The organism is Listeria immobilis, assembly GCF_014322845.1.
In the GTDB taxonomy this organism is placed as follows: Bacteria; Bacillota; Bacilli; order Lactobacillales; family Listeriaceae; genus Listeria; species Listeria immobilis.
Genome location: NZ_JAASUA010000009.1, coordinates 44548 through 55953 on the forward strand (window position 1 = coordinate 44548; position 11406 = coordinate 55953).

Here is an 11406-nt window from a genome sequence, read left to right on the forward strand (position 1 = left end):
TTCACCTCTTAAAATGTAATTTGACTATCTTGAAGGGCAATAAGTTCTGCAATTTTGGGGAATTTTTCGCTTTGAGTCGTCACACAGTCAATTAGTTGCGCTAAATCTGTTAACAACTGGTTATTAACTTCCATTCCTGTCTTCATACTGGTTATTGTACTTTGCTCTAAAGAGACTTGTTGTCCTTTATTTATAGTCACTGATTTTACTCCCGCAACGGCAGATGTTGCTAAGCTAGTACTTGAAGCGATGTTACTCATGAAATGTCTCCTCCCGTCATTTATACTAAAATTAGTATATCAAAAAATAGGTACATACTTCCACTAATATTAAAATAGTTGACTACTAAATAATCAGGGTAGTTATGTTTCGCCACAAAAAATACCGACCTCCAAAAGTTGGATTTTGGGGGTCGGTTCAGAGTATTACGATTTCCTTTAAATTATTTTTCTACATTAAACCAAATATCATTTTGATGGCGGAGTTCGTTTGAGACACGTAGTACTTTTAAGCTTAAGTCAGCTAAGTATTCATAGGTATCACGGTCACTTTGTTCGATAATTCTTGCAAACTCTGCAGCTTCAAATTGCATATCATTAGGAACGGTTGGTCCTGCTAGTTCGGTCACTTCTTTTGTGGCATTATCATAAAAAGTAATATTTTCAATACCCGTAAGCGGATCAATAATCAAGGTTCCTTTTTGACCATAAATTTCGCTTGGTAAGAAGGACTGTGAATTTTTCCCTTGAATAATCGTGATGTTAAATGTAGGATATTCCAAAATAATTGGTCCTAATCCGTCCACCCCAGTTGGTAGTTTTGTAGCAAAATAAGTTGCTTTCACTGGTTCTCCGAATAGAGTAATTGCTGAATAAAGTGGATATACGCCTAAATCAACAATCGAGCCACCTGAAAATTTCAATGAGAAGATATTTGGTTCTTCTCCATTTAAAACTTGGTCATATCGGGATGAATATTTCATATAAGATAGTGTTGCCCCATGGATTGTGCCAATTTTTGTTAAATTTTCTTGCACTTTTTTAAAATTAGGTTCTTGGATATGGCGTGCTGCTTCAAATAAGAACACATTATTTTCACGAGCGATTTGGTGGGCATATTCTAGTTCAGCCACCGTAGAAAAAATTGGTTTTTCGACGATAACATGTTTTTTATTTTTGAGTAAACTTACTGCATGTTCAAAATGAAGGGCATTCGGGGACGCAATGTACACTGCATCGAGTGCGTCCGATTTCCCCATTTCTTCTATATCAGTGAAATAAGCTAAATCTCCATATTTTTCTCCAAATGCTCGAGCTTTTTCTTCTGTTCTTGAATAAACAGCAGTAAGTGTCCATTCACCTGAATTAATAGCTCCATCAATAAAAGCATCTGTAATCCAATTCGTTCCCATAATTCCAAGTTTCATTAGCCAACAACTCCTTTAATTTTACTTTAAGTATACCTTAAAATAAGCAAAAAAGTGTACTAATTTTTTGAAACAGAGGAACCGCTAATTCTTGTAGTGTAGATTATTTCGTTTTCAGCTTTATCTCCTTCAAGAAGGGCAACTAATTTATCAGCTGCTACTGCTCCCCATTTGTATTTAGAATATTCAATTGTTGCAAGACGAGGTACTAAATATTCACTAATATCAGTGTTATCAAAACCAATAATTCGCACATCTTTTCCAATTTCTAGTGTTGTTTTTGCAAAATAACGATACATGCCAATGGCCATATTATCATTTAAAGCAAATACTGATACTGGTGCTTTCCAATTTTCAGCAATAATCGCGGCAGCATTTTCACCACTTTGTTCAGAAAAGTCCCCTTCAATGATATGTGCTGTTTTATCTCCTGACCGAGCTAATTCTTGTTTTGCAGTTTCTAGCCTGACTCTGGCATCGTAGGAATCATCTGGACCTGTAACCACATAAAAATCTCCTGAAAAGTCTGTTGATAAATAATCAATTGCCAGCGTAGCGCCACCTTTATTATCCAACAAAACTTGGCAAACATTTTTATGTGTTAACTCCCGGTCTAATACGACTAATTTATGACCACGATCAGCATAGTTAATAATCTCACTGGAGGGGAAGTTAGCATCTAATATAATTGCCCCATCAATCATTTTCTCGGGTAAAAACCGGTGTGCTTTTGTACCACTGCAAGCAATAAGTTCATACCCATGTTTGTAAAGCGTTTGCGTTAAACCCTCGAGTAAAGTTCCATAAAATATCCCGCCATAGTTTGTTAAATAGACGCCGATAATTTTAGTTTCTCGTGTTTTTAACGTTCGTGCTGCCATATTGGGAATATAGTTCAATTCATTTGCGATGGTCATAATTCGTTTTCGCGTTTTTTCGGTCACTTTCGGGCTGCCATTGAGTGCATAGGATACTGTTGATATGGAAACCCCTGCCTTTTTCGCGATATCTTTAATTCCTACCACGTGAATCGCATCCTTTTCTGTTTTCTTTTATTATACACAAAACAATCTTAGAGACAGTTGTTTTTTTGAAATTTAATTGTAATTTGTGAACATTTTGACGTTAAGTTCTTTTTCGGTAAAATCATTGCCCCTGTTCGATATAGATTTGCTGTATTTTCTACTGATTGCTTTTCTCCGTCTACTAAAATCCCTGCTTTTTCCGCAAGTTCGTAAGTTATATCAAGTGCGTAATTATCCAACTCTATATGACATTCCAAACCATCTAGTTCTGCTGGTAAAATTGGATCAAAAATAAATGTATCTTTAATTTGACGAATGCCCAGAACAGCACTAATCAATTGATGCAAATAGATTCCTGGACCACTTGAATAAATGCGCCAACCACCTTTTACTGGGATTGTTCCTTCTTTTACACGTGAAAATTCATTTTGAGCCTGATAACGATCTAAAAAGGCCGCATCTGAACTACTAAAATAGGTGTTGCTTTGACGAAGTGCCGCGTTTGGTACAACTTCTTTAATATTGATTGGATTAATAATTTCCAACATATGCCACGCACTTGCATCACCAATTTTAGCTAATGATTCAATATAACGAATATGAGCATGGACATATTGCAAGCCTACTTCTCTCCCAAAATTAGCTGCTTGTTCTGCTCGTTTAAAATGAGTACTCACCCCGCCTGCATAGTGTGCTGGTTCACTCATTAATCTTACGCCATCAGGATGTAATAAATGGCTGTTAATAATTTCAAAATTCCGCTTAGCTTGTTCTTTGCTTACCAATTCAGCGATAACGCTTCTAGTTAAAGGAATTAGGCGATAGTTAATTTTTGTATCCTTATCTTCCGGGTGAATCATCCAAACAGGCTCTTTCCCTTCTTCTAAATAAAGGAACCCTGGAATCACATCCGTTTTACCAATCATATATTGTTCAAAATCCGCTTGTACGCGACTCGCAAGCACTGCAAATTCTTCTCCTGCTGGCAAATATGCCGCAAGTCGTTTGAAGGCTTGATAAGTTAGCGCCACAGTCCAACTGGATACCATGTTTTTCTTTAACTGGGCATTTGCTGGTTGTAGTGTGTCATCCCAATCTCCATCTCCATAATTCGACAGTGCTGTTCCTTTCATAAAACGGGATTCGATTGTTTTAACAGTTAATTCAATATGTTTTTTCAGTGAGCTGGTTTCTGCGGTGAAATTTTTCGATGTACGGTCCATAAAAGGAATTTCTTCCTCTAAAATCTTTGTATCTCCTGTCAATTCTAAATAATCACCAATAATCTTAAGCGGCCAGACTATTACATCACCGTGGCTTTCTTCTTGTTGAATGGAAGTGTATTTATCGAACATAAACCACTGCGGCCAGTCTCCTGTATCTTGATATTGATGAGAATAAATCGTTACTATAAGGTTGCGTAACACAGCCTTATTGCCGGTTGCAAGAAAGAATTCAAACGGACCTTGGCTAACATCACGAGTTCCCCAGGCTGCCCCGCTATACTGTTCTAAACCGTGCGGGGATGCATAATGAACCAACATTTGGTGAGCATACCAATATACCGTTAAATTTAATTTTTCTGCCGCTGCATTAGAATGATTCAAATGAAACTGCGCAGTTAATTCATCATAGTTTGCACGAACTTCTTTTATCGCTATTTCTAAATCTGGTTGAAGTGCAGCAAATTCTTTTGTTAGCTTAGCTTGCACATGAAAATTAGCATAATCAGTTGCATCGTAAATAAAGACATCTAATCCTGCTGACTGAGCATAGGCTTCTGCAAAATAGCTTTCATCTGTGATTTTTTGGAAAGATCCATCCACTTGGAAACAAATATCTGGGTAGGTAGCTAACATTGGGGATTCATCGGATGGATAGTATGTGACTACTTTTTGATTTATTGTTTTTTTCACGCTAGTCTCATATTCATTCGTTCCCATTGTTACCTGGTTTGTTAGTACAAATTTATATTGGCGCCCTTTTTCCGACTTCACTGTTACATAGGCTTCTTTACTTTCAGCAGTGAGTGTTGTTTGGATGGTAATTAGATCATCCGCTAATTGGTAGTACCAGATGGAATAGTTTGTTCCTGTCTCCCATAAAGACGGCACACCCAGTAACCTAAGCTTCGAATCCTGTTCTATATAAATTCGCACCCCGCTCGTTTGAAGGATATTAAGTGGATTTCGGGCGTGGCTATTCCATTTGTTCATATTGGAATTTCCTGCGACAAGTTGAGATAAAAATGCGCCATACATATATGTTGTTGCTGAAAGAGTTGTTTCTGGATTTAATACATTCACTTTATCAAGCAAAATACTGCCATGAGGGCGCTCGAGTTTCCCCTCTTTTTCGCGAGTTACAACATGTGAATAATTAGGAGTGAAGAAAGATAACAAAATATCATCTTGTGTTTCTTCTTGAATACGATCTGGAAATTTCGCTTGCAACCATGCTTCTGAAATAGTTTCTCCAGTAAATGGTAAATCTATCCTTTTTTGATGGGTAATTTTATTTACTGTTTGATAGTTATTTTTTGTTGCTACTTTGTTTATTTCCCTTATATTTTTATGTTTGACACCTGATGCTTCTGGTTGATTTTCTGTTATATAACCATAAAAAGTAGTTTCTCCTTTTCCTTGGAACTTCTCTGTTTGTAGAGAAATTTGCGCGAATTCATATTGATAGACTCGGTTTGGTAATGAACTTTTGGATAATGCTTCTATTTGATTCGTTAGTTTGTAAGCCGTTCCGTATATATCAAATCCATCCGTTGCGTAACCAATAATCTTCGTTGTTCCACCTATTTGGACTGCTGGAAATTGATTGTTTTGTGGTTGGTTTTGGCGTGCTTGGATAGTATAACCTGCTTCGTCTTCTGTCACATGATAATCAATATACTGTGACAGATAAGCTTCATTCGTTCTTACAGCTGCTTGTTCTGCCAACCCTAAATCTTGTAAATAAACCAAATCAAATTCCACATCTCCGTCCACTTTTACATGATAAAACCAACCCTGTGGATAAAAATGCATTTGTACATCAAAGAGAAAAGGCCCAGCTTCTCCAAGATACCTTACACTACTTTCGCTAAAAGCTACTTCTGCGTTTTCTGTGAGTAATGGATAGGCTGTTATTTTATTTCCTTGATACGCGCGTACATATATTTGCGATAATCTGTTTTCTAATGGATTTTGGATAACTTGATTTAACATAATTTGATTTAATTTCATCCATGCTAACTGCCCTTGCGGATGAAAAGCTGCAGTAAAATTTCCTTGTTTTAGTTCGATTAAGTTTGTCACTAAACTTCCCCCACTTCCAGTTCAAAAGTATCCACTTCTACGCTACTTGTTCCAACGAAAATACGGTGTAAACCAGGTTCTTGTATTTTTTCTAATTTGGAATTATAGAAAGAGAATGCTTCACTTGTTAATTCCAATGAAACGGTCTTCTCTTCCTCAGCTTGAAGGAATATTTTTTCAAATGCTTTAAGTTCTTTTACAGGGCGAGATATACTAGCTGTTACATCTTGTAAGTAAACTTGAATTACTTCTTTTCCTGCTACTTTGCTTTTATTTCTTACAGTTACTTTTATTTCTAATGACTCGCCAAGACGGATTTGTTTTGGTAATTCGGCAGTCTCCCACTCGAATGCACTATAACTTTTTCCGTAGCCAAATGGATAGTATGGCTCATTTGGAATATCTAGATAATGAGAAACATAGCGTTCCCCTTTATTTTCTTCTGTCTGAGGTCGACCTGTTTGTAAATGATTGTAGTATACAGGAATTTGCCCTGTTGTTTGTGGGAACGACATAGATAATTTACCAGAAGGATTACTTTTACCAACTAATAAATCAGCTGTTACATGACCAGCTTCTGTCCCTGGAAACCAGAGTTCTAAAAGCGCATCACTTGCCTCAGCTAGTTCCTTAACTTCTAACGGTCTACCATTAAATAATGTGATTACAACTGGTTTCCCAAGTGTTTTTACATAGTTCGCTAAATTATATTGTGCTTCTGGCAAACGTATTGTAGCTAAACTTCCCGCTTCACCGCCCCATTCATTCTTTTCGCCAAGTGCAAGAACAACCACTTCGGATGCTTGAACTGCTTTTGCTATTGCTGTTTTATTTTCCTCAGTAAGTGTGGTGTAGTCTGTTTGAACAGTTATTAACTCAGAAAAGACTTCTCGTAAACCAGTTTCTACTTGGATAGCATCTTTTTCTTCACCGTATACTGTCCAACCGCCAAGAATATCGCTTGAAGTTGCTAATGGACCAATGAGGGCGATTTTGGTTTTAGGAGAAAGTGGAAGTAGCTGTTGTTTATTTTCTAGTAAAACCGCAGATTCTAAACCAGCTTCTCTTGATTTTTGCCGATTTACCGTTGTTAGAATATCAGTTTGGCGTGATTTTTCTTTTAAACCACGATAAGGATCTTCAAATAGCCCTAAATCATTTTTTAATTGTAAGATTCGTAAAACAGCTTCATCAATCAAGCTTTCTGATAGTTTATTCGTTGCAACTAAATCTTTTAATTCATGAATATAGCAAGTAGTCATCATTTCCAAATCAACACCAGCTTCCATCGAAAACTGTGCTGCTTCTGCCGGATTTCTTGCCGTCCCATGATTAATTACTTCTGCAACTGCACCCCAATCAGAAATTAATACGCCATTAAAATTCATTTCATTCCGCAAAACGTCTCGATTTAACCACTTGTTCATTGTTGCAGGAACACCATCTACCACATTAAAAGCTGTCATTACTAATTTAGCTCCTGCTTGAATTGCTGCATCATATGCTGGTAAATAGTTTTGATATAGTTCGCGCGTTGACATATTTACAGTATTATATTCTAGACCAGCCTCTGCTGCCCCATATGCTGCAAAGTGTTTTACGCATGCCGCTAAGTTTGTGTAATTTTCATGAAGCTTTTCAGTTTCGCCTTGATACCCAGCAACCATTGCCTTTCCAAGCTCACTATTTAAAAATGGATCTTCTCCAGTGGACTCCATTACTCTTCCCCATCTAGGGTCGCGCACTAAATCAAGCATCGGTGAAAAGGTCACATGATGTCCATCCGCTGTTGCTTCCAGGGCGGAAACTTCTGCCATTGTTTGAACTATTTTTCGATTAAAAGAACATCCAAGTGCGAGCGGTATTGGAAACACTGTTTTATATCCATGAATGACATCCGCCATAAAAATAAGGGGAATGCCTAATCGGTTCGTTTTTAAATAGGCTTCTTGAATGCTTAACATATCCTCCGCTGAACTTGATCCAAGAACGGAACCAGCATTTTCTGTATGAGCATCTGTTAATTTCATTTCTTGAAGTAAAGGTCCTGTTAATTCGGCATTTTTAATTGCTCCTTTAAAAAGAAAAGGGGATAATTGCAAACACTGGGCAATTTTTTCATCTAAGGTCATTTCTGCTAATAAAGCGGTTAATTTTCCTTGTTTCATAGGAACCTCCTAAAACACATTTTTCGAAACGTTTCTATTCAAATATAACAACAGTATAAGCGCTTTCTTTTCTTTAGTCAACCAATAAATCAATTCACAAGTGTAATAAATCGGATTTATCATTTTCTTCTATATTATCCCGCTTTTGCAAATGTTATTCTTTAAAAATAATATACCTGCCAAACCATTGATATACAATGTGTTTAACTATATTATTAAAAATAATTTTGCAATCCACTTGAAACCGATTACATTATATACTATAATAACCTTGTCGAAACGTTTCTATTGAATATTCAGTATGTGAATTAGTTTTCACAATTTGTTTTTCCCCGTACGCAGCAAAACTTGCTTCGTACAACTTGTTTTATTTTCATATACTTCAGTCATAAGGGTTGTTTTGAAAAAAACCAAAAAATGGAGGAAAAATCATGAAAAAAAAGATGTTTGCACTATTAGCTTTGTTGTTATCACTTAGTTTGGTTCTGATGGCTTGCGGGACGAAAGATGAGGTAAATTCAAGCGAATCTAAAGTATTAAATGTTTGGGCAATGGGAGACGAAGCAAAATCTTTAAAAGAACTAGCACTGAAATTCACAAAAGAAACTGGTATTGAAGTAAAAGTTCAAGTTATTCCTTGGGCAAATGCACATGATAAATTATTAACTGCTGTTGCTTCTAAATCTGGCCCTGATGTTGTCCAAATGGGAACTACTTGGATGCCAGAATTTGTTGAAGCTGGTGCATTACTGGATATTACAAAAGATGTAGAAAAAAGTGAAAATATGAACCCTGAGTTATTTTTCCCTGGTTCTATCAAAACAACACAATTTGACGGAAAAACGTATGGTGTTCCGTGGTATGCAGAAACTCGTGTACTCTTCTATCGTACCGATTTACTGAAAAAAGTTGGTTATAATGAAGCACCAAAAACTTGGGAAGAATTATCTGATGCTGCTTTAAAACTTTCAAAACGTGGCAAAGATATGTATGGCTTCTCAGTTGATCCAAATGAACAAACTACTGGTTTCATTTTTGGTCGTCAAAATGGCTCTCCTTTATTTGATAAAAATGAACAACCTGTTTTCAATAAAGCACCTTTCGTTGATGCTGTTTCTTACTTAGATAGTTTCATTAAGAACGGTTCTGCCCCAGATACTGATCTTGGTCTAGATGCTTCTCAAAGCTTTGGCGGCGACGGAATTGTTCCAATGTTTATGAGTGGTCCTTGGATGGTTAACACTTTAAAAGATACTGCACCTGATATTGATGGTAAATGGGCAACAGCTGTTTTACCTAAAAAAGAAAATAATCAGTCTAGTCTCGGTGGAGCTAACCTTTCCATATTTAAATATAGTGATAAAAAAGACGATGCGTTGAAATTTATGGATTATATGAGCCAACCTGATGTACAACTTTCTTGGTTAAAAGATACTAACTCTATGCCTGCTCGTATGGATGCATGGGAAGATGATATGTTGAAAAACGATCCTTACTACAAAGTGTTTGGAGAACAAATGAAAACAGCAGAACCAATGCCATTAATTCCACAGTTTGAAGAAATTGCGCAATTATATGGTAAATCTTGGGAACAAATTTATCGTGGTGGCGCAGATGTGCAAACGCAAATGGATAGTTTTAATGATCAAGTAGAATCGCTACTTAAAAAATAACGAATAAAAAGGGCAAATATAGATAGTGCAGTTATTTGCCCTTTTAGAATGGAACTGATGTTATGAAACAATTTCTAAATAAAAACACTCCCTATTTGTTTATTTCGCCAGCGCTGTTTTTACTTCTTCTGTTTTCGCTACTACCGATTATGCTAGCTTTCGTTATTAGTTTTACAGATATTGATTTAGTCGGGCTCGCGGATTATTCTAAGATTAACTTTATTGGTATTGATAATTATGTCAACATTATGCAAGATCCGGTCTTTTTAAAATCAATTTTTAATACCCTCTTCTATGTAGTTATTGGTGTACCACTTGTTATTATTTGTTCGCTTGGTATTGCTCTTATGATTAACTTTTCGCAAGCAAAGATTTTCCAATTTTTCCGGTTAATCTTCTACACTCCTTCGATTACAAACGTTGTCGCTGTTGCAGTTGTTTGGAGTTACTTATATAATCCACGGTTCGGTTTACTTAACTACTTGCTTTCTTTCCTAGATTTAGGACCTGTACCCTGGTTGCAAGACCCAACAATCGCGAAACTTTCCTTAATTGTCCTCGCTGTATGGCGGGCAATCGGTGTAAATATGATTATTTTCCTAGCAGCACTTCAAGGCATTCCAAAAGAATATTACGAAGCTGCTTCCCTTGATGGAGCAAATAGTCGCCAACAATTATTTAAAATTACAGTTCCCATGCTTCGTTTTGCGATATTCTTTGTAACGGTAACAACAATGATTGGTTGGTTACAATTCTTCGAGGAACCTTTTGTTATGACAGAAGGCGGACCTTTAGATAGTACTAACTCTGTTGCCCTTTTCATCTACCAAAATGGGTTCCAACTTAGTAAATTTGGATATGCTGCTGCTGGATCATTTATATTATTCATCGCGATTATTATTATCACGCTTATCCAATTCCGAATTCAGCGCAAAAATAATGACGGGGATATTTAAGAGAGGAGTTTTTATACATGAATCAATATACGCAAAAATCGCGTGGAGCTAAAATTGCTGTCATTACTATTTTGACGGTTGGCGGATTCTTTATGATTTTACCGTTCATTTGGATGGTTCTCTCCTCTTTAAAAACGGATGCAGAAATTTTAAAAATCCCGCCTACGATTTGGCCTGAAACTTTTACGCTAGATAATTTCACGAAACTATTTACAGAGATGGACTTCGCTGTCTATTTAAAAAACACTTTAATCATTGTTTTCTTTTCCTTCTTCGGATTATTTTTAAATGCAATGGCAGGTTATGGTTTTGCGAAATTTAAATTTAAAGGAAAAAATAAATTATTTTATCTTGTACTTGCAACAATGATGATTCCTGGACAAGTGACAATGATTCCAGTTTATTTACTACTAAATGCAGCTGGACTTACTAATACAATGACCGGGATTGTACTTCCAGGGCTGGTTGGTGCTTTTGGGATTTTCTTATTCCGGCAATTTATGTCAACTATCTCAGACGATTTACTTGAGGCAGCACGACTGGATGGTGCGAGCGAGTTTTATATTTTCTGGCGGATTATCATTCCTATTTCACGCCCTGTTCTCGCAGTACAAGGAATTCTTACCTTTATTGCTGGTTGGAACTCGTTCTTATGGCCATTAATTATTGCTAATGACGAGAAGTTCTACACATTATCAGTTGGCTTACAACTTTTAAAAGGACAATATGGCAGCAATTACGCACTTCAAATGGCTGGGGCAACTTTCATGGTTATCCCGATTATCTTGATTTTTATGACTTTCCAAAAGTATATTTTAAAAGGGTTCAATGTTTCTGGAATGAAATAATT

The 11406-nt window shown here is 36.4% G+C and carries 8 protein-coding genes; 3 read left to right on the forward strand and 5 right to left on the reverse strand.

Annotated elements, in window-relative coordinates; all coding sequences use genetic code 11:
• Window positions 1-8: 8 nt before the first annotated feature.
• The 5 genes from HCJ45_RS11460 to HCJ45_RS11480 all read right to left on the reverse strand — a co-directional run bounded on the left by HCJ45_RS11460 (window position 9) and on the right by HCJ45_RS11480 (window position 7927).
• Window positions 9-260 (reverse strand): hypothetical protein, encoded by a 252-nt coding sequence (locus tag HCJ45_RS11460; RefSeq protein WP_187124891.1) that lies wholly within the window; start codon window positions 258-260, stop codon window positions 9-11.
• A 182-nt stretch (window positions 261-442) separates the two neighbouring features.
• Window positions 443-1426, reverse strand: coding sequence for a Gfo/Idh/MocA family protein (locus tag HCJ45_RS11465; protein ID WP_187124892.1), 984 nt, complete (start codon window positions 1424-1426; stop codon window positions 443-445).
• Window positions 1427-1485: 59 nt separating this feature from the next.
• Complete coding sequence (locus tag HCJ45_RS11470; RefSeq protein WP_185347205.1) at window positions 1486-2451, reverse strand: LacI family DNA-binding transcriptional regulator; 966 nt, start codon at window positions 2449-2451, stop codon at window positions 1486-1488.
• Between the two features lie 47 nt (window positions 2452-2498).
• Complete coding sequence (locus HCJ45_RS11475; RefSeq protein ID WP_187124893.1) at window positions 2499-5759, reverse strand: GH36-type glycosyl hydrolase domain-containing protein; 3261 nt, start codon at window positions 5757-5759, stop codon at window positions 2499-2501.
• Window positions 5759-7927 carry a glycoside hydrolase family 3 N-terminal domain-containing protein gene (locus HCJ45_RS11480; RefSeq protein WP_187124894.1) on the reverse strand — a complete coding sequence of 723 codons (2169 nt, stop codon included), beginning with the start codon at window positions 7925-7927 and terminating at the stop codon, window positions 5759-5761. Before HCJ45_RS11480 ends, HCJ45_RS11475 begins: the two co-directional genes overlap by 1 nt.
• Before the next feature lie 431 nt (window positions 7928-8358).
• On the opposite strand from HCJ45_RS11480, the gene HCJ45_RS11485 reads away from it, so the two are divergent.
• The 3 genes from HCJ45_RS11485 (at window position 8359) to HCJ45_RS11495 (ending at window position 11404) form a co-directional block, all read left to right on the forward strand.
• A complete protein-coding gene (locus tag HCJ45_RS11485; RefSeq protein WP_185347211.1) occupies window positions 8359-9600 on the forward strand; it encodes a sugar ABC transporter substrate-binding protein in 1242 nt (413 codons plus the stop codon).
• A gap of 62 nt (window positions 9601-9662) precedes the next feature.
• On the forward strand, window positions 9663-10556 hold the full coding sequence (locus HCJ45_RS11490; RefSeq protein ID WP_185347213.1) for a carbohydrate ABC transporter permease: 894 nt from the start codon (window positions 9663-9665) through the stop codon (window positions 10554-10556).
• A gap of 17 nt (window positions 10557-10573) precedes the next feature.
• Window positions 10574-11404 (forward strand): carbohydrate ABC transporter permease, encoded by an 831-nt coding sequence (locus tag HCJ45_RS11495; protein WP_185347215.1) that lies wholly within the window; start codon window positions 10574-10576, stop codon window positions 11402-11404.
• Window positions 11405-11406 lie beyond the last annotated feature (2 nt).

What these genes read in the sequence shown, in the direction of transcription:
- HCJ45_RS11480 (WP_187124894.1), bottom strand. Translation starts at nt 7,927, where the DNA reads ATGAAACAAGGAAAATTAACCGCTTTATTAGCAGAAATGACCTTAGAT.
- HCJ45_RS11460 (WP_187124891.1), bottom strand. Translation starts at nt 260, where the DNA reads ATGAGTAACATCGCTTCAAGTACTAGCTTAGCAACATCTGCCGTTGCG.
- HCJ45_RS11490 (WP_185347213.1), top strand. Translation starts at nt 9,663, where the DNA reads ATGAAACAATTTCTAAATAAAAACACTCCCTATTTGTTTATTTCGCCA.
- HCJ45_RS11495 (WP_185347215.1), top strand. Translation starts at nt 10,574, where the DNA reads ATGAATCAATATACGCAAAAATCGCGTGGAGCTAAAATTGCTGTCATT.
- HCJ45_RS11465 (WP_187124892.1), bottom strand. Translation starts at nt 1,426, where the DNA reads ATGAAACTTGGAATTATGGGAACGAATTGGATTACAGATGCTTTTATT.
- HCJ45_RS11485 (WP_185347211.1), top strand. Translation starts at nt 8,359, where the DNA reads ATGAAAAAAAAGATGTTTGCACTATTAGCTTTGTTGTTATCACTTAGT.